Annotated in this window: 15 protein-coding genes; 8 read left to right on the top strand and 7 right to left on the bottom strand. The window is 63.1% G+C overall.

The window, feature by feature from the left end; genetic code table 11:
• Positions 1-151: 151 nt before the first annotated feature.
• From BX591_RS30045 to BX591_RS30035, 3 genes are all read right to left on the bottom strand, one after another.
• Complete coding sequence (locus BX591_RS30045) at positions 152-1,522, bottom strand: LLM class flavin-dependent oxidoreductase (RefSeq protein ID WP_111934951.1); 1,371 nt, start codon at positions 1,520-1,522, stop codon at positions 152-154.
• A gap of 151 nt (positions 1,523-1,673) precedes the next feature.
• Positions 1,674-3,314, bottom strand: a complete 1,641-nt coding sequence (gene groL / locus BX591_RS30040) for a chaperonin GroEL (protein WP_111934950.1) — start codon at positions 3,312-3,314, stop codon at positions 1,674-1,676.
• A gap of 12 nt (positions 3,315-3,326) precedes the next feature.
• Positions 3,327-3,617: a co-chaperone GroES gene (locus BX591_RS30035; protein ID WP_111934949.1), complete on the bottom strand. Its 291-nt coding sequence runs from the start codon at positions 3,615-3,617 to the stop codon at positions 3,327-3,329.
• Between the two features lie 239 nt (positions 3,618-3,856).
• Here BX591_RS30035 and BX591_RS30030 point away from each other — a divergent pair, with 239 nt between their 5' ends.
• A complete protein-coding gene (locus tag BX591_RS30030) occupies positions 3,857-4,465 on the top strand; it encodes a TetR/AcrR family transcriptional regulator (RefSeq protein ID WP_244147164.1) in 609 nt (202 codons plus the stop codon).
• 31 nt (positions 4,466-4,496) lie between these two features.
• Positions 4,497-5,510 (top strand): DMT family transporter, encoded by a 1,014-nt coding sequence (locus BX591_RS30025; RefSeq protein ID WP_111934947.1) that lies wholly within the window; start codon positions 4,497-4,499, stop codon positions 5,508-5,510.
• A 21-nt stretch (positions 5,511-5,531) separates the two neighbouring features.
• On the opposite strand, the gene BX591_RS30020 is transcribed toward BX591_RS30025, so the two are convergent.
• On the bottom strand, positions 5,532-6,416 hold the full coding sequence (locus BX591_RS30020) for an ABC transporter substrate-binding protein (protein ID WP_244147168.1): 885 nt from the start codon (positions 6,414-6,416) through the stop codon (positions 5,532-5,534).
• Between the two features lie 249 nt (positions 6,417-6,665).
• On the opposite strand from BX591_RS30020, the gene BX591_RS30015 reads away from it, so the two are divergent.
• Both BX591_RS30015 and BX591_RS30010 read left to right on the top strand, forming a co-directional pair.
• Complete coding sequence (locus BX591_RS30015; RefSeq protein WP_111934945.1) at positions 6,666-7,211, top strand: glutathione peroxidase; 546 nt, start codon at positions 6,666-6,668, stop codon at positions 7,209-7,211.
• Positions 7,212-7,429: 218 nt separating this feature from the next.
• Positions 7,430-7,774: a DUF3088 domain-containing protein gene (locus BX591_RS30010; protein ID WP_111934944.1), complete on the top strand. Its 345-nt coding sequence runs from the start codon at positions 7,430-7,432 to the stop codon at positions 7,772-7,774.
• A 101-nt stretch (positions 7,775-7,875) separates the two neighbouring features.
• Here BX591_RS30010 and BX591_RS30005 read toward each other — a convergent pair whose 3' ends face one another.
• Positions 7,876-9,105, bottom strand: a complete 1,230-nt coding sequence (locus BX591_RS30005; protein WP_111934943.1) for a porin — start codon at positions 9,103-9,105, stop codon at positions 7,876-7,878.
• 393 nt (positions 9,106-9,498) lie between these two features.
• On the opposite strand from BX591_RS30005, the gene BX591_RS30000 reads away from it, so the two are divergent.
• The 4 genes from BX591_RS30000 to BX591_RS29985 all read left to right on the top strand — a co-directional run bounded on the left by BX591_RS30000 (position 9,499) and on the right by BX591_RS29985 (position 14,939).
• Positions 9,499-11,103: an ABC transporter substrate-binding protein gene (locus BX591_RS30000; protein ID WP_111934942.1), complete on the top strand. Its 1,605-nt coding sequence runs from the start codon at positions 9,499-9,501 to the stop codon at positions 11,101-11,103.
• A gap of 27 nt (positions 11,104-11,130) precedes the next feature.
• Positions 11,131-12,111: an ABC transporter permease gene (locus tag BX591_RS29995; protein ID WP_111934941.1), complete on the top strand. Its 981-nt coding sequence runs from the start codon at positions 11,131-11,133 to the stop codon at positions 12,109-12,111.
• A 76-nt stretch (positions 12,112-12,187) separates the two neighbouring features.
• Positions 12,188-13,189, top strand: a complete 1,002-nt coding sequence (locus BX591_RS29990; protein WP_111934940.1) for an ABC transporter permease — start codon at positions 12,188-12,190, stop codon at positions 13,187-13,189.
• A 25-nt stretch (positions 13,190-13,214) separates the two neighbouring features.
• Entirely contained in the window at positions 13,215-14,939 is a 1,725-nt protein-coding gene (locus tag BX591_RS29985) for an ABC transporter ATP-binding protein (RefSeq protein ID WP_111934939.1), read from the top strand.
• 39 nt (positions 14,940-14,978) lie between these two features.
• Here the strand turns inward: BX591_RS29985 and BX591_RS29980 are convergent, their stop codons facing one another.
• Both BX591_RS29980 and BX591_RS29975 read right to left on the bottom strand, forming a co-directional pair.
• Complete coding sequence (locus BX591_RS29980) at positions 14,979-16,601, bottom strand: ABC transporter substrate-binding protein (RefSeq protein WP_111934938.1); 1,623 nt, start codon at positions 16,599-16,601, stop codon at positions 14,979-14,981.
• A gap of 79 nt (positions 16,602-16,680) precedes the next feature.
• On the bottom strand, positions 16,681-17,907 hold the full coding sequence (locus BX591_RS29975) for an LLM class flavin-dependent oxidoreductase (RefSeq protein ID WP_111934937.1): 1,227 nt from the start codon (positions 17,905-17,907) through the stop codon (positions 16,681-16,683).
• Positions 17,908-18,071 lie beyond the last annotated feature (164 nt).

The raw sequence follows: 18,071 nt of genomic DNA, 5'->3' as shown, positions 1-18,071 counted from the left end.
GGGGATCGAGATGACGCACTGATATCCGTTGAGGGGGCTAAGGGTGGCTAGAGAAGAAAGGTCAATGCACGTGAGCGCGTTTGTCGCATGGCGACGATCACAGTTTGGCAGGGAGATGGACGGCGTTTGTCGCGCCGTCGAGGCGATACGACTAATGCGCCGCTACCGGCGAGCGTTGCTCCGGTTCAATCCGAACATACCGATTCACCGGCCGCGGCAGCCCCAGATTTTCCCGCAGCGTTCGCCCCTCGTACGCGGTCCTGAACAGCCCCCGCCGCTGCAACTCCGGCACCACCAGTTCAGCAAATTCACTCAGCCCACCAGGCAGCCACGGCGACATGATGTTGAAGCCATCCGCGCCTTCTTCCTCGAACCATTGCTGCAATTGGTCCGCAATGCTCTCTGGCGTGCCGACCACCTGCTGATGTCCACGCGCGCCCGCAATCCGCAGATACAGCTCGCGGATCGTCAGGTTCTCGCGCCGCGCCAGGTCCAGCAGCAAACGCTGACGGCTTTTGCCGCCGTTGGTTTCCGGTAGTTCGGGAACCGGCCCGTCGAGCGGATAGCCGGACAGGTCCACGCCACCCGACATAGCCGACAGCAACGCCAACCCGACCGTGGGATGAATCAGTTCCTGCAACGATTCAAATTTCGCACGCGCCTCGGCTTCGGTTTTGCCGATCACCGGAAAAATGCCGGGCATGATCTTCAGATGATCCGGTTGCCGCCCGTAGCGCGCGAGCCGGCTCTTGATGTCCCGATAGAAGATCTGCGCTTCCTCCAGCGTTTGATGCGCCACGAAAATCACTTCGGCAGTTTGAGCGGCAAGTTCCTTCCCGGCATCCGATGCACCCGCCTGCACGACCACTGGCCAGCCCTGCGGCGAGCGCGCAACGTTCAACGGGCCACGCACCTTGAAATGCTTGCCGCGATGGTTGAGCACGTGCAGTTTGTCCGGATCGAAATAGACGCCGCTCTGCTTGTCGCGCGAGAAAGCATCGTCTTCCCAGCTATCCCACAGACCCGCGACCACGTCGTAGAACTCTTTCGCGCGCTCATAACGCACCGCATGCTCGGGATGCTGCTCGAAGCTGAAGTTCAGCGCCTCCGATTCCGTGCTCGACGTCACGAGATTCCAGCCCGAGCGTCCGCCGCTCAGATGATCGAGCGACGCAAACTTGCGCGCGAGGTTGTAGGGCTCGTTGAAGGTGGTCGACACCGTCGCGATCAGGCCGATATTGCGCGTGACTACCGACAGCGCGGACAGCAATGTCAGCGGTTCGAAGTGATCCGCGCGCGCGGTGCGCGATAGCGAAGCGAGATTGGTATCGCGCACGCTGACGCTGTCGGCGAAAAAGATCGCGTCGAATTTGGCCTGTTCGGCAATGCGCGCGACTTGCGCATAGTGTTCGAAGTTAAGCCCCCCGTCTGCCTGAGCGTCGGGGTGTCGCCATGCGGCGATATGGTGGCCGGTCTCCATCAGAAACGCGCCTAGCTTGATCTGCCGTTTGTTCTCGCTCATCGTTTGCTCCTTGAGGTGGCGCGGGTGTTTCGGTGAGAGTTACGAGCACACCGGACTCAGGCATGACGTGAGCTAGGAAGACCGGCGCACGCGCCGCGCGGCACGGTCGTGGCCTACGCATAGCACTTGCGCCGGTTGTAACCCCCAGCCTTTAGAAATCGAAGCCCGGCCCACCCGCACCCGGTCCACCTGCCGGCGCGGCAGGCGCCGCCGCTTTGGGCGCTTCGTGCACGGTCGCGTCGGTCGTCAGCAGCAACGAGGCGACGGAAGCCGCGTTTTGCAGCGCCGTGCGAGTGACCTTGGTCGGATCGAGCACGCCGGATTCGACCAGATCGCCGTACTCGCCGGTTTGTGCGTTGTAGCCGAAATTGCCGCTGCCTTCCGCGACTCTTGCGACCACCACGCTGGCTTCCTCGCCCGCATTCGTCACGATCTGACGCAGCGGTTCTTCCAGCGCACGCAGCACGATCTTGATACCGGCGTCCTGATCCGCGTTCGCGCCTTTGAGGCCGCTGATCGCTTTTTTCACGCGGATCAACGCGACGCCGCCGCCCGGCACGATGCCTTCCTCAACGGCCGCGCGCGTGGCGTGCAGCGCGTCGTCGACGCGGTCTTTCTTCTCCTTGACCTCGATCTCCGTGGCGCCGCCCACCTTGATCACGGCCACGCCGCCCGCCAGTTTCGCTACCCGTTCCTGCAGTTTCTCGCGGTCGTAGTCCGAGCTGGCCTCTTCGATCTGCGTGCGAATCTGCTTCACTCGCGCCTCGATGTTCTTACCGTCGCCGGCGCCGTCGATCACCGTGGTGTTTTCCTTGCCGACCTCAATGCGTTTTGCCTGACCCAGTTCGGCGAGCGTGGCTTTTTCCAGCGACAGGCCGGTTTCCTCGGCAATCACCTGGCCGCCGGTCAGAATCGCGATGTCTTCCAGCAGCGCCTTGCGGCGGTCGCCGAAGCCCGGCGCCTTGACGGCCACGGTCTTGAGAATGCCGCGCAAATTGTTCACGACCAGCGTGGCGAGCGCTTCGCCTTCCACGTCTTCCGCGATGATCAGCAGCGGGCGGCCCGCTTTGGCGACCTGTTCCAGCACCGGCAGCAGATCGCGAATGTTCGAGACCTTCTTGTCGTGCAGCAGGATGTACGGATTGTCGAGCACCGCGACCTGCTTGTCCTGATCATTGATGAAATACGGCGACAGGTAGCCCCGATCGAATTGCAGGCCTTCCACCACGTCCAGTTCGTCGTCGAGCGACTTGCCGTCTTCCACCGTGATCACGCCTTCCTTGCCGACCCGGTCGATCGCTTCCGCGATCCGCTGACCGATCGACTCCTCGCCGTTCGCCGAGATCGTCGCGACCTGGGCGATTTCCTTGCTGGTGGTGGTCGGCTTGCTGATCTTCTTCAATTCGTCGATGGCGGCTACGACCGCCTTGTCGATGCCGCGCTTCAGATCGAGCGGATTCAGGCCGGCCGCGACGTACTTCTGTCCTTCACGCACGATCGCCTGGGCGAGCACGGTCGCGGTGGTGGTGCCGTCGCCGGCGGCGTCGCTGGTGCGCGAGGCGACTTCCTTCACCAGTTGCGCGCCGATGTTCTGCACGCGGTCCTGCAACTCGATTTCCCTGGCGACCGAAACGCCGTCCTTGGTTACGACCGGCGAGCCGAAGCTACGCTCCAGCACAACGTTGCGCCCCTTCGGCCCGAGCGTCACCTTGACCGCGTTGGCGAGAATGTTCACGCCTTCGACCAGTTTCGAACGCGCCACATCGCTAAAAATAATTTCTTTTGCTGCCATGTTCGAAGCTCCTTATTGAGTGACGACGGCGACCACGTCTTCTTCACGCAGCACCAGCAACTCGGTGCCGTCCACCTTGACGGACTGTCCCGCGTATTTGCCGAACAGCACGCGCTCGCCGACCTTCAGGTCAGGCTCGATGCGCTTGCCGTCGTTATCGCGCTTGCCCGGACCGATGGCGATCACTTCGCCCTGATCGGGCTTTTCCGCAGCGCTTTCGGGAATCACGATTCCCGACGCGGTCTTGGTTTCCTGATCGAGACGCTTGACGATCAGACGGTCATGCAATGGACGTAGGCTCATGGATCGATTTCCGGGGTTGAGGTTTTCTGGCACTCGCAGTGGGTGAGTGCTGACCGGAATCGAGTATAGGAATGGGCCGTCGCGCGAGCCAATAACCATTCGTCCAATCGTTATCGGGGTTTCGTATTTACGTTATGGAGGGGAATGGAAAGAGCGGCGATGCGTGTTCTCAAAGCCTGCTTGCTTTGTGGAACGATCAGTCTTAATATCCAGACACCATGCCACGACCTACCTCGCCCATGCCTTCTTCGTCCGCTTCCGCCGAGCGTGGACGCCCGCGCGAATTCGATATCGACGAAGTCACGCGAGCGGCCGGCCGGGTCTTCTGGGAGCAGGGCTATCACGCTACGTCGATCGAGACGTTGTGCAAATCCACGGGGCTGTTCCGCGCGAGTCTTTACAGCGCGTTCGGGGACAAGCATGGGTTGCTCGTCGCGGCGTTCGGTCAATATGCGGATGGGGCGGTCGCGCGCGTGAAAGAGCGGCTGGAAGCGGCAGAGTCGCCGCAAGAGGCGTTGCGTCAGGCCTTGCTTCACTACACCAGGGTGTCCGCGAAACTGTCGCAGCGGCACGGCTGTTTCATCACGAACGCCGTCATCGAACTGCTGCCTGCGGATGAAGCGCTACGTCCGCATATCGAAACCACCCTGCGGCGGATCGCGGCGCACCTTGCCGCTGCGGTGGCGCGCGGCCAGCAAGCCGGAGAGTTCAGTTGCACGCTCGACGAACAGGCCGTCAGCACCTTCCTGTTGTGCGTGATTCAAGGTTTTCGCGTGCTGGGCAAAGCGAATTTCCACGAGAGAGATCTCGTGCCGGTCGTTGAAATGACGATGCGCGCGCTGCTCTGAATTTTTTTCTCCATTTCTGGAACGATCATTCATGAATGAGCCGACTGGATTATCGACCATCACCGCCGGTCGTGCCGGCGCCGCGACTGCCGCCCATCTGCCGGTTCACGGCGCGTACGGCAAAGGCGTACTGCTCTGCGTCGCGGCTACCGTATTGATGGGCATGATGTTTCCCGTGATGACGGACGCGTTGACGCATGTCGATCCGTTCACCTTTACGTCGCTGCGCTATCTGATCGCGGGTGTGGCGTTTTTCGCGCTATGGGTCGCGAGAGAAGGCAAGGGCGCATGGCGGCCGAACGGCGAGTCGCTTGCACTGGCGTGGCTGCTCGGTTCGGTGGGATTTTGCGGCTTCGGCTCGTTCGTGTTTCTCGGTCAGCAACTGGCCGGCCCGCAAGGTGCGCTGACCGCGTCGATCATGATGGCGACCCAGCCGATGATGGGCTTGCTGCTGAATTCGCTGGTCCGCAAAAGCATGCCGCCCGTGGTGACGTTGCTCTTCATTCTGATGTCGTTCGTCGGCGTCTCGCTGGTGGTCACGAAGGGCGATATCGTGACGGCGCTGCACGAACCGCAGCACTATTCGGCGAACGGCCTGATTCTGATCGGCGCGCTCTGCTGGGTGATCTACACGTTCAGCGCGTCGCGTTTCAAAAGCTGGTCGGCGCTCAAGTACACCACCGTGACCTTATGGCTTGGTTTGACGACGATCCTCGGGCTCAATGCCTTGCTGTTCGCATTGCGTGTCGTGCCCGTGCCGACGGGCGGGCAACTGTGGGCCATCGCGCCGCACCTGCTGTATATGGGTCCGGTTGCGGGCTTCGTTGCGATTCTGTTCTGGAATATGGGCAACCGGATTCTGACACCGCTCAACGGCGTGCTCTTCATGGACGTGCTGCCGGTCACGACGTTCGTGCTGTCGTCGCTGACCGGGGTCGTGCCGGCGCGCGCGCAAATTGCCGGAGCCTGTACGACGGGACTCGCGTTGATCTTCAACAATGTCTACCTGCGACATCGAGCCCGAAAACTCGGCGCCGCGCGTTGAGCACCTGCTCGCGGAACGTGTTCAGAGCTTCGGCAAACCCGGCGGGTTGGTGGCCGACCGGACGATCGCCTCTGAGCCGAGATTCCATCGGTCCAGCACGCGCTTGTAGGTACCCGACGCAATCAGATCGTTCAGCGAGGCGGTGAGCGCATCGGCCAGGCCGCTGCCTTTGCGCGTCGCGATGGCGAGTTCGGCAGTGCGCGGCCAGCCGCCGTTGACCGTGCCGACCAGTTTCGTCTTGCCTTGCTGCGCGGCCTGATAAGCCTGGGTCGCATTGACGCTGAACACGGCGTCGGCGCGGCCGGATTGAAGCGCGAGGTTTCTCACGGCAACGTCGTCGTAGTACTGGACCGCAACCGGCTTCAGGCCGTGCGCAACATTCTCCTTGTCCCACGCCAGCAGGATCTTTTCCTGATTGGTGCCGGAGTCCGTGACGATTCGCAGGCCCGCCACGTCTTTCGGTTCCTTCAGCGACGTGATCCGGCTGTCGGACTTCACGTAAAAGCCCACCTGGTCCTGACGGTAGCTGGAAAAATCGAATTTGAGCTTGCGCTCCTCGGTCACCGTGACATTCGACAACACCGCGTCCACCTTGCCGGACTCCAGCGCGAGCGGCCAGTCGGCCCACGCCACCGGCACCAGTTCCAGTTTTCTGCCCAGACTATCCGCGACCACTTGCGCGAGGTCGGCATCGAAACCGACTACGGTTTTCGCATCGGTCGCATAGGTGCTGATGGGCGGGACGGTCGGATGAATGCCGATCGTCAGCGTGCCGTCCTTGACGAAGCGAAATTGCCCTGACACGGCTTTCACGGCCGCCGGGTCGGTTTGCACGCGAATCCGGTCCGGCTGCTGCGGACTCAGATCCAGCGCGACGCCGGCTAAGGCAAGCGTACTGAAGCCCATGGCGATCGAAGCGATCGCGCCGAGCAGAAGCTGACCGGTGAAGCGTGACGGACGTTGCGGTTTCATGACTGAACTCTCATTGTGTTTGGGTGGAGTGGGCGAGACGCGAGCTTGCGTTCGACAATAGCGTTTCGGCGAAACCGGGCGAACCAATCAATAGGAATAAGGTTATTGAAGCGCGGCCGTGCGCTGCCGAAAATCCAGAAGCGGCGTATCGTGTGCTATCCCTCAACCAACCGAAGGTGATCCATGAGTCAAGCCTTATACGATGTACCCGTCACGTCGATCGAAGGCACGCCGCAAACACTGAAGCCGTTTCAAGGCAAGGTGCTGCTGGTCGTGAACGTGGCCTCGAAATGCGGGCTGACCCCGCAATACGAAGGCCTGGAAAAGCTCTACGAAGATAAGCGCGGCGACGGTCTCGAGGTGCTGGGTTTTCCGGCGAACAACTTCAAAGGCCAGGAGCCGGGCAGCGACGCGGAAATCCAGACCTTCTGCACCAGTACCTACGACGTGAAATTCCCACTGTTCTCGAAGATCTCGGTGGTCGGCGCCGACCAGCATCCGTTGTACCGCACGCTGACTTCCACGCAGCCCAATGCCACTGGCGAAGGCCCGTTCCGCGAACGGCTCAAGGGCTACGGCATCGAACCCAACGCGGCGCCGGACGTGCTGTGGAATTTCGAAAAATTCCTGGTGAGTCGCGACGGCCGCGTAGTGGGGCGATTCTCTCCCGACGTCACCGCCGACGACCCGCGCCTCGTCGCGGCGATCGAAGCCGAACTGGCCCGCTGAACCCGCGCAATACACCTTAGTCAATGGGCGACGCTCCCGCGTCGCCCAGCCTGTCGCCGCATCACGTCAATCCCGGCGCGCGAATATCCATAGCTCAAATTGCTGGTTTTGCGCCGCGTACTGCCTGCCTATACTGATCCGCTGCACGGACCCGTCTCATCCGTCTGTTCTGACGCAGCGCGGCCTCTCTTTCACTTACCTTCCACGACGGGACAACCATGAGTCGAGATCTGCTGTTGTTACTGGAACCGGGCTTTACCGATCCGAAGCATCCGGGCGAGCGTTTCATTTGCCCACATGGTGCGCCGATCGAAGGATTGCTGGCGAGCGATCCGAGCCGCACGACGCAACTCGATATCCAGCGCTTGCCGTTCGCGCGTCCGCGCGCGGTTGCCATCGAGGCGCTCGACGAAGAACACCAGGGCTTGCCGGCGTTGATTTTCGGCGACGACCAACCGGCGCCCGCCGACGCGCAGGTGCTGGGCGACAAACGTTTCGTGACCGACACGCGTCGCATTCTCGACCTGCTTGCGCAGCGTCACGGCTTTCCGAAAGTGCATTGATGAAATGAGTGCGCGGGACCGGTGGAATACGGCATGTTCCACGGTTGCGCGGCAAGGTAAGCCAGGGCCGTCGATGCAACCGGCCCTGTCATATCTGTGCATCAGAACAGATGCTTAAGCCCCGCCGATACCGCCACCTGCTTGTCCGTCGCTGAAGGTGTCAGGTAGCCGATCGCCGCGACGGCGGGACGCCCCAGCGAATCCGTACCGCTCGCATGCTGGAACGCGCCCGTCAGATACAACTCGGTCGCCTTCGAGAGCGAATACGCGCTCCCCAGATTGAATTGCTCGTACTTCGCGTTGCCCTTGCTGCCTACGCTGCCGCCTTGCGTGTAATCGAACGACGTGCCGAAGCGCAGGTACGGCGTCGCCTGATAGCGCAGGCTCGCACTAACCGTGCTGAGGGTCGTCGAGCCGCTGTAATTGAGCGTATTCAGCGACGCGTTCGAGCCGAGTCCGCGGAATTGCGTGTTCGAATAGGCTGCGCCGAAGATAGCGCCGCCCGCCGTGTACGTGGTCGCGACCGACACCGTCTGTTGCGTATGCGCCGAAGCGAAACCCGCGATAGCCGGATTGGACTCCGCCGCGGTGGCCGAGCCGGCGGAACCGAGATTGTTGCCGGTCGCGCTCGCATTGGCGTTCGTGCCGTAGAGCGACGAATTCGGATTGCGCGCGTTGATGATCGACGCCGCGAATGCAAATCCGCCGCCGGTATAACTCAAACCCGTCGACCAGAACTGATTCTGCGTGACATTCCCGGCCACGCCACCCAGGCTATACAACGCGCCAAAGCGGAACCCGCCAAACGAATCCGACAGGTACTTGACCGTGTTGTTGATCCGGTGCGTGAAGTTCAGGTTGTCGTAGTCGGCGGGGTGGATCGCCAGGTTTCCCCAGTACCAGCCGGCCAGCAGCGGCGAGATGAATTCCACCGACGTATCCGCCTGACGTCCCAGCGTGAACGTGCCGTACTTGTCGGCCGAGAATCCGACCCATGCCTGACGGCCGAACTCGGTGCCGCCTTGTCCGAGCGCGCCGCTATTCACGCTGAAGCCGCTTTCGAGCTTGAAGATCGCCTTCAGTCCGCCGCCGAGATCTTCGGCGCCCGTGAGACCCCATCGGCTCGACGAAAGCCCCGACGAACCGCCATCCAGCTGGGCGACCTGGGCGCCGCCTTTAGGTTTGCCCGAGGCCGATGTCGCCGCGGTTTGCGCATTGTTCGAATACGTGACGTTGCCGGTCACGATGCCGTACAGCGTGACGCTGCTTTGAGCACTGGCCGTGCCGGCCAGAAGAGACGACACGCCAAAGGCGAAGAGGATTTTTTTCATGGTTGTTCAAATCAGTTTTATTGAAGTCGTGGATGATTTGCCGGTGCGAGAAGCAAGGTGGCAAGTCACCTTAAGCAAGCCGAACTGATTGAACAAACAACCATAATCGATATGGATATCGGCAAATCAGGCGAGTAGGGCGCGCTAGTGGCGAACTTCGAGCGATAGCGTCCGGGTCGTCGAATAGATTGGCGATCCTTAGTTAATTCATGCTCGCGCAACCCGACCAACGGGGTCCTTTCCTTCACCCGCTGCTTAGCATATGCGCAACGATTGGTTCTTTTGGCGCGGTAGCGGCTTTATCGTGAGCGCTGCGGCAGTAGCACGGCCGACGAGACGAACACGACATTTCACGGTGGCTGTCTGCCGTGTTGGCGAAAGGACCAGGATCACATGGCAGGACTGAATCGACGTAGTTTTCTGATTTCCTCGGGCGCGGCACTGGCAGCAGCCGGCGTGCCGGTATTGGCGCGCGCTCAAGGCGAAGCCGCCGCACCGAAACGGGGCGGCACGCTGAACATGCTGATCAATCCCGAGCCGCCGGTGCTCGTGTCGATCTTCCAGACGACGGGGCCCGCGCTCGTGGCCAGTTCGAAAGTGCTGGAAGGTTTGCTCGCATACGACTTCGATCTGCGGCCGAAGCCGCAATTGGCCACGGCGTGGAACGTCAGTCCCGACGGCCTGAAATACAGCTTCACGCTGCGGCAGAACGTCAAATGGCACGACGGTCAGCCGTTCACGTCGGCGGACGTGGCGTTTTCGATCGATCTGCTCAAGGCCGTGCATCCGCGCGGGCGCAGCACGTTCGCCAACGTGACGCGCATCGCCACGCCGGACGCCCGCACCGCAGTCATCGAACTGTCGAAGCCGGCGCCTTATCTGCTGAAAGCGCTGTCGGCGGGCGAATCGCCGATCGTGCCGAAGCACCTTTACGCATCCGGCGATCCGCTGACGAATCCGCACAACAACGCGCCGATCGGCACCGGCCCGTTCCGTTTCAAATCGTGGACGCGTGGCGCCAATATCGTCTACGAACGCAATCCGGACTACTGGGACGCGGGCAAACCGTATATCGACGGGCTCGTCTTCAAGGTCATTCCGGACGCGGCCGCGCGCTCGGCGGCATTCGAGACCGGCGCGCTCGATCTGGGCGGCGAGAACCCGGTGCCGCTCACCGATCTGCCGCGTCTCACGCAATTGCCGCAACTCGCGCTCGAAACGCGTGGCTACAAGTTTCTCGAACCGCTGGCCGAGATCGATTTCAATCTCGACCATCCGATCCTGAAGGACTTGCGCGTGCGCCAGGCGATTGCTCACGCCATCAATCCGCAAGTCGTGCAGCGCACGGTCGCCTACGGCTATGCCGATCTCTCGCCCACGCCGATCACGCCGGGTTCGCCGTATCACGACGCAAAACTTGGCCCCTATGCGTTCGACACGGCCGCCGCGGACGCGCTGCTCGACGCGGCGGGCTATCCGCGCAAGGACGGCGGCGTTCGCTTCGGCCTGACGCATGACTTTCTGCCCTACGGCGACCTGTACCGCCGCCAGGCCGACTACGTGAAGTCCGCGCTGGCGCGCGTGGGGATCGACGTGACCGTGCGTTCGCAGGATTTGCCCGCGTTTCTGAAGCGCGTGTACGCCGACCGCCAGTTCGACTTCACCAGCATCGGCGTCAATACGCTATTCGATCCGAGCGTGGGCGTGCAGCGGCTCTACTGGTCGAAGAACATTCGCCCCGGCGTGCCGTTCTCGAACGCGCCGCACTACAGCAATGCGGAAGTGGATCGCCTGCTGGAAACCGCCTCGGTGGAAACCGACGAAGGCAAACGCGTGGCGCTGTATCAGCAGTTCCAGCAGATCGTTTACCGCGATCTGCCGATTCTGAACCTGGTCGCGCCACGCATGGTCACGCTCGCCAACCGGCGCGTACACAACCACACGGTTTCCGCGCAGGGCCTCGAAGGCAATCTGGCGGATGTGTTTCTGAGCACCTGACGACAACGTACCGATAAAGGCCCGGCAATGAGTCGACGTGCGCGTTTCGGCGCGATAGTAAAACGCACCGCGTGGCAGGCGTTGCCGACCGTGATCGGCATCGTCGTGCTTAACTTCTTTCTGCTGAAGCTAATGCCGGGCGATGCCGCCGACGTATTGGCGGGCGAGTCCGGTTCGGCGACCGTGGAAACCATGCAGGTGTTGCGGGCGAAGTTCGGTCTGGATCAGCCGGTCCTGCATCAGTTGTGGTCGTACCTCGCGCATCTGTCGCATTTCAGCCTCGGTTATTCGCCGCGTTACGACATGCCGGTGATGGAACTGATCCTGTCGCGCTTGCCGAACACGCTGCTGCTGATGGGCGTGGCGCTTTCATTCGCGATCGTGGTTGGCGTGGCGCTCGGCGCGGTGATGGCGCATTGGGCCGGCAAATGGCCCGACCGCGTGCTGTCGGTGCTGGCGTTGCTGTTTTACTCGACGCCGGGATTCTGGATCGGGCTGCTCGCGATCGTGCTGTTTTCGGTGCATCTCGGCTGGCTGCCGAGCGGCGGCAACCTGACATTGGGCGTACCGCTGCATGGTTTCGCGTATTTCATCGATGCGGCAAAGCATGTGCTGCTGCCCGCCGCGACGCTATCCACGTTCTTCATCGCGATCTACGCGCGGCTCACGCGCGCCGCGATGCTTGAAGTACAGCGCCAGGATTTCGTGCGGACCGCTCATGCGAAGGGGCTTCATCCCTGGCGCGTCACCCTGCGTCACGTACTGCGCAACGCGTTGATGCCGCTCACCACGCTGGTCGGCATTCATTTCGGCACGCTGCTGGGCGGCGCGGCGGTCACCGAGACGGTATTCAGCTGGCCGGGTCTCGGGCGCCTCGCGCTCGACGCGGTCATGGCGCGCGACTTCAGCGTGCTGCTCGGCGTGCTGCTGCTGTCGTCGCTACTGGTGATCGTCGCGAACGTGCTGGTCGATCTATTGCAGGCGTGGCTCGATCCGCGCGTGGCGTGAACGCACGTCGCTCGAAGCGCCTTTTTTCTTCAGCGTCCAAAGCGCGAGGCTGAAAGTTCAAGTTCAGGGAGATGACATGGCATCCGATTCCTCGAATGTTTCCTCGAATGTAAAAGCCGTTGCGGCCGAACCGGTCGAACCGTACGTTTCGCCGTGGCGTCGTCAACTGGCCGGCGCACTGTTCGGCCGGCGCGGAGCTGCGCCGGCGCCGCCTCGCACGGCGGTAGGCTCAAGCGCCCCCGACCGAGGCGTCTCACGCGCTCTGCTGCGCAATCCGTCCGCGCTGGCAGGCCTGCTCTTACTCGCCGCGTTCCTCGTGCTCGCACTCGGCGCGGGACATCTGTTTCCCGGCGATCCGCTCGATATGGTCGGCGCGCCGTTCGAATGGCCGGGCACCGATCCGCAGTATCGGCTCGGCACCGATTCGCTCGGCCGCGACGTCGCGGCGGGCATTGCGCACGGCACCCGGGTGTCGTTGCTGATCGGCGCGACGGCAGCGGCCATCGGCCTCGTGATCGGCACGCTGGTCGGCGCGACGGGTGGCTTTTTCGGCGGCATCGTCGACGATCTGCTGGTGCGCGTGACCGAACTCTTTCAGACCGTGCCGTCGTTTCTGCTGGTGATCGTGATCGTCGCAATCGGCCGGCCCAGTGTCACGGTGATCGCGCTCGCCATTGGCATCGCGTCATGGCCGACGGTCGCGCGAATCGTGCGCGCCGAATTCCGCACGCTGCGCCAGGCCGATTTCGTGCTCGCCGCGCGCAGCCAGGGCTTCAGCAACGCCCGCATCATCTTCGGCGAAATCTTGCCGAACGCGTTGCCGCCGGTGATCGTCACCGCCTCGGTGATGGTGGCCAGCGCCATTCTGATCGAGTCCGCCTTGTCGTTTCTCGGCATGGGCGACCCGAACGTGGTGAGTTGGGGCGGCATGATCGGCGCCGGGCGCGATTCGCTGCGCACGGCGTGGTATCTGACCGCCGTGCCGGGCGGTGCGATCGTCCTGGCGGTGCTGGCGCTGAACCTGCTCGGCGACGGCCTCAACGACGCCCTCAATCCGCGCCTGCGCGAACGCGCGTGACCACGAAGTCCCAAAGGATGCACCCATGAACCCAGCAGCCAATCTGCTTGAAGTACGCGATCTGCGCGTGAGCTTCGGCGCGCACGAAGCGGTGCGCGGCCTGAGCTTCGATATCGCGCAAGGCGAAACGCTCGCACTGGTCGGCGAATCGGGTTGCGGCAAATCCGCCACCGCGCTGTCCCTGATGCGGCTCGTGCCCACGCCCGGGCGTGTCAGCGGCAGCCTGCGTTTCGACGGCCGCGACTTGCTCGACTTGCCGGCGCGCGAAATGCGCGCGGTGCGCGGCCAGCAGATTTCGATGATCTTTCAGGAACCGATGACGTCGCTCAATCCGGTGTTGTCGATCGGCACGCAGATTGTCGAGACGCTGCGCCAGCACGAACAGCTGTCCAAAGCGGCCGCCTGGAAGCGCGCGATCGAATTGCTCGAGCTGGTGCGGATTCCCGAGCCGCAGCGGCGCGTGTTCGACTTTCCGCATGAACTCTCCGGCGGCCAACGTCAGCGCGTGATGATCGCGATGGCCGTGGCATGCCGGCCGCGCCTGTTGATCGCCGACGAGCCGACCACCGCGCTCGACGTGACGATTCAGGCGCGCATTCTCGACCTGCTCGACGGCCTGCGGCGCGAGTTGTCGATGTCCTTGCTACTGATCACGCACGACCTCGGCATCGTCGCGAAGCACGCTGATCGGGTTGCGGTGATGCTCGCCGGAGAGAAAATCGAGGAAGCGCCGGTCGCGCAACTGTTCACGCAACCGCAGCATGCCTATACGCGCGGCCTGCTGGGCGCCTCGCTGAATCTCGCCGACGATTTGCATTATCGCGGCTGGAAACTGCCGGAAATCCGGCATGGTATCGGCGATGATGGCCGCCCGAGCTTCGCGGTCGTGCCGCGTTCGGCCCGCACCGGCCAGTACGTCGCGCAAACCGATGCGCGCGCAACGGCTGCCGCGCTGCACGACACACCGCTGCTCGCGCTGCACGACGTGCGGATCGACTACGCGCATCGCCATGGCAAAACCACGCTGCGCGCGGTGGATGGCGTGTCCCTGCAGATTGCACGCGGCGAGACGGTGGGTCTGGTCGGCGAATCCGGCTGCGGCAAGTCCAGCTTGTCGAAAGCGATCCTGCGGCTGGTGCCGACCGCCGGCGGCGAGATCCGCTTGCGTGGCACCGATCTCGTGCCGCTGCGCGAGCGCGATTTGCGGCCGCTGCGCCGGCATGTCCAGATGGTGTTCCAGGACCCGTACGCGTCGCTCAATCCGCGCCGCACCGTGGCGGAGATTCTGAATACCGTGCTGGTGGTCGACGGCGTGAGCGACGCCACGCAACGCCGCACGCGCATTGCCGCGATACTCGATCGCGTCGGGCTGCCCGGCTCTGCGCTCGGCCGTTATCCGCACGAGTTTTCGGGTGGCCAGCGGCAACGCATCGGGATTGCGCGGGCGCTGGTGGTGCAGCCGGATCTGCTCATCTGCGACGAGCCCGTGTCGGCGCTCGATGTGTCGATTCAGGCGCAAATATTGAATCTGCTGGTCGAGTTGAAGCAAGACCTCGGGCTCGCGTATCTGTTCATCTCGCACGATCTTGCGGTGGTCCGGTATATTGCGGACCGCGTGCATGTGATGCAGGCGGGCCGAATCGTCGAGAGCGGTCATCATCGCGAGATCTGGCGCGCGCCGCTGCACGAGTACACGCGCACGCTGCTCGACGCGATTCCGGGCAAGCGCTTCACGGCGCAAGCGGCTTAGAGACCCGTTCGCGGCACGAGCGGCAACGCGCCTGGCGTGTCAGGTTTTCGGTTCGATCCACGTTTCGGAGAAGTCGCCCGCCGCCAGATCGATGCTGTTGTTCAGGTTGTGCACCCGCGCATGAAACACCTGCACCGCAGGCACGGTCACGAGCGGCAGCACCGGCAGGTCGCGACCCACAATCTGCTGGATCTGGCGGAACGCGCCCGAGCGGCGGGTTTCGTCCGTCTCCACGGCGGCCTCGCGAAACAGGTCGTCGACTTGCGGGTTCTGGTAGTGCGACGCGTTGATCCAGATCAGCGGATGCTTGACGCCGTCCGACCAGTAGATCCGCTGCACGCCCACCGTCGGGTCGTACAGACGGCCCAGGCCGTTCAGGTTCAGATCGAATTCGCGGGCCGTATAGGCGCGCCGCAAATAGGTCGGCAGGTCGCCGTCCAGAATCGTTGCCTTGATGCCGACCCGCGACAGCGCGCCGCGCAGATAGTCAGCCGCGCGCCGGAAGTCGCCCCCGGTGATGTAGTTCAGCCTGAGCGCGAAGCGCTGGCCGTCGGCCTGTTTCGGATAGCCTGCGGCGTCGAGTTGCCGGTTCGCTTCGGCGAGGTCGTAAGGGTAGTGAAACGTGCTGTCGTCGTAGTAGCTCGACAACACCGACGGCACCGGCGAGTCCACCACGCTTGAGCGCTTGTAGAACACGTTGTCTTTGAGAAAGTTGCGATCGATCGCGCGGGCGATCGCGTGACGCACTTCCGGCTTGCCCAGTATCGGGTTCTCGACGTTGAATTCGAGGAAGGCCGCGTTGTTCAGATACGCATCGTAGGTGTCGTCGATTTTCAGTTGCGGTAGCGTCGCGAGCCGGCCCAGATCGGCGAGACTCACGCCACTCGCCGCATCCACTTCGCCGGTTTCGAGTGCGACCGAAATCGCGGCCTGATCCGGCACGACCCGATAGACCACGCGGTCGAGATGCGGCGCGCCGGGACGCCAGTAGTTCGGATTCTTGCGCAGCACCAGGTAGCTGCCGCGCACCCATTTGTCGAAGATGAACGGACCGGTGCCGATCGGCGCGCTCAGGTTCGGACTCGCGAGCGGATCGCCGTCGCCGTAACGGTGCTGCGGCACGATCGGCAATTCCGCCGACGACAGCGCCTTGATCAGATACGGTGTCGGCTTGGCCAGCACGATCACGGCCGTCAGCGGATCGGGCGTGTCGACCCGTTCGACGTTGGCGAGCGTGATCCGCCCACGCGGACCGAGCCGCTTTTGCGTGAGGATCGAATAGCGCACGTCGGCGGAGGTGAAGCTCTCGCCGTCGTGCCATTTGACGTTGGGCCGTAGCTTGAACGTATAGCGCAGGTTATCCGCGCTGATGCTCCATTCGATGGCGAGCAACGGTTGCGGGCGAAACTGCGCGTCGTAGCGTAGCAGCCCCTCGGTGATCTTGGCGCTGATGTTGCGGATTACCGTGTTGGTATCGAGCAGCGACACCAGCGAAGGCGGGTCCTGTGGCACCGCGTAGGTCAGCGTGCCGCCGTTCACCGGCGTCACGGCCTGAGCGGGAGAAGCGGTGGCCGCTTGCGCGAAAGCCGGCCATGCCGCTGTTGCGCCGGCGGACAGAAACGCCAGCGACGTGTGCAGAAAATCGCGTCGATCGAAACCCATGGTTACCGCCGTTCAAGGTCGTTGGAGTCCGGCTCCGTTGCGCCGCGGCGCGCCAGCCGGCCAAAAAATGGATGGCCGCTCAATACCGCAAGCCGGCCTCGCGCAATAGCGGCAAGACCCGTTCGCCGAAAAATTCGAGGTCGGGTTTGAAGTCGAAGAAACTCAGTTGAACGCCATCGACGCCGGCCCGATGCAAACGCACGATGTAGTCGGCGATCTGCCGTGGCGAACCGGTCATGGCCACGTTGCCGCCCACCGCGCGCGCGGCCGCCGCACTGCGTTGCCCGGCGCCGCCGCGCCACGCATGCGCGTCGCTGTCGAAACGATGGAAGCTGCCTTCGTCGCCGTGCGCGACGATAGCGTCGTGATACGCGCGCGCTTCGGTCTCGGTCTCGCGACAGATCACCATCGGGTTGAGCAGGGTGCGGATCTTCCGTCCGTGCGCCGCCGCGGCGGCTTTCACACGCGCGGTATGCGCGGGCAGCGCCGCGAGCGCGGCTTCGATTTCCGGGCCCGCCGGACTCGTAATGAAGACCACGTCCGAATGGCGCGCGGCGAAGGCGATACCGGCGTCGGAACCTGTTGCATTGACGAGCAGCGGCCGGCCGTAGCGCGGCTTGGGCGAGACGAAAGCCTTGTCCAGTTTCCAGCTCGACAGTGCCGGCGCGAACGAGAAATTCTCCGTTTGCGCCCACAACTGCTGCACGGCGTCGAGAAACTCGCCGGCCAGTTCATAGCGGCGGTCATGTTCGATCCGATGCCAGCCGAACATCTCGTGTTCGATCGCACGATGCCCGGTCACCACATTGATGCCCCAACGGCCCTTCGAAATGTGATCGAGCGTCGCGGTGAATTTGGCGAAATGCAACGGATGCCACGGTCCGTACAGCACATGACTCGTGGCGACGAGAATGATGCGTTCGGTGCGCGCGGTCATGGCCGCCAGCGACATGAAAGAGTCCAGCGCGTCGCCGTTGAACACGCCGCCGTAGCCGCCTTTGGGTAGCCATTGCGACAGCGCGAACACCAGATCGAAGCCGAATGCTTCCGCCCGCTGCACCAGTTCGAGGTTGTAGTCGAAACCCCAGTCGGTCGTGCGGGGCAGCGTGGACGCACTCCAGCCGCCCGCCTGAATCGGCAGGAACAGGCCTAGCAACAAGGGCTGTTCGAAAGCGCGGGACACCGGGCTGTCGTTGAACTCGGTGGGCGCATGCACGGGAACGAACGCAGAGGCGTCGCGCGCGTCGTCGCCGTCGGCGTCGGGTGCCGCGACGTGGCGTGGATCCTTGAGGAGGGACTGGGGCACAGTGTGTTTCCTTGGCCGGCTGAAAACCGCCGCGGCGCCGCAACGGGGTTGGGTTGCAAGCAGTAGAGCATGCAGCGTTCGTTACGCCAAACAACGAATTCTGCTTTTTAATTGACGCGCTGAATGGCGTAGCGGCTGCCCCGCTCGATCGCGATTCCGGTGGC

Origin of the sequence: Paraburkholderia bryophila, assembly GCF_003269035.1 — a bacterium.
GTDB classification, from domain to species: Bacteria; Pseudomonadota; Gammaproteobacteria; order Burkholderiales; family Burkholderiaceae; genus Paraburkholderia; species Paraburkholderia bryophila.
Note: the sequence above shows the minus strand (reverse complement) of the source record. Positions and strands in the feature narration are given on the sequence as shown.

Bases quoted from the DNA above. Each gene is read 5' to 3' on its own strand.
- BX591_RS30035 (WP_111934949.1), bottom strand. From the start codon at position 3,617: ATGAGCCTACGTCCATTGCATGACCGTCTGATCGTCAAGCGTCTCGAT.
- BX591_RS30000 (WP_111934942.1), top strand. From the start codon at position 9,499: ATGGCAGGACTGAATCGACGTAGTTTTCTGATTTCCTCGGGCGCGGCA.
- BX591_RS30025 (WP_111934947.1), top strand. From the start codon at position 4,497: ATGAATGAGCCGACTGGATTATCGACCATCACCGCCGGTCGTGCCGGC.
- BX591_RS30010 (WP_111934944.1), top strand. From the start codon at position 7,430: ATGAGTCGAGATCTGCTGTTGTTACTGGAACCGGGCTTTACCGATCCG.
- BX591_RS29990 (WP_111934940.1), top strand. From the start codon at position 12,188: ATGGCATCCGATTCCTCGAATGTTTCCTCGAATGTAAAAGCCGTTGCG.
- BX591_RS30015 (WP_111934945.1), top strand. From the start codon at position 6,666: ATGAGTCAAGCCTTATACGATGTACCCGTCACGTCGATCGAAGGCACG.
- BX591_RS30005 (WP_111934943.1), bottom strand. From the start codon at position 9,105: ATGAAAAAAATCCTCTTCGCCTTTGGCGTGTCGTCTCTTCTGGCCGGC.
- BX591_RS30030 (WP_244147164.1), top strand. From the start codon at position 3,857: ATGCCTTCTTCGTCCGCTTCCGCCGAGCGTGGACGCCCGCGCGAATTC.
- groL (WP_111934950.1), bottom strand. From the start codon at position 3,314: ATGGCAGCAAAAGAAATTATTTTTAGCGATGTGGCGCGTTCGAAACTG.
- BX591_RS29985 (WP_111934939.1), top strand. From the start codon at position 13,215: ATGAACCCAGCAGCCAATCTGCTTGAAGTACGCGATCTGCGCGTGAGC.
- BX591_RS29995 (WP_111934941.1), top strand. From the start codon at position 11,131: ATGAGTCGACGTGCGCGTTTCGGCGCGATAGTAAAACGCACCGCGTGG.
- BX591_RS29980 (WP_111934938.1), bottom strand. From the start codon at position 16,601: ATGGGTTTCGATCGACGCGATTTTCTGCACACGTCGCTGGCGTTTCTG.
- BX591_RS30020 (WP_244147168.1), bottom strand. From the start codon at position 6,416: ATGGGCTTCAGTACGCTTGCCTTAGCCGGCGTCGCGCTGGATCTGAGT.
- BX591_RS30045 (WP_111934951.1), bottom strand. From the start codon at position 1,522: ATGAGCGAGAACAAACGGCAGATCAAGCTAGGCGCGTTTCTGATGGAG.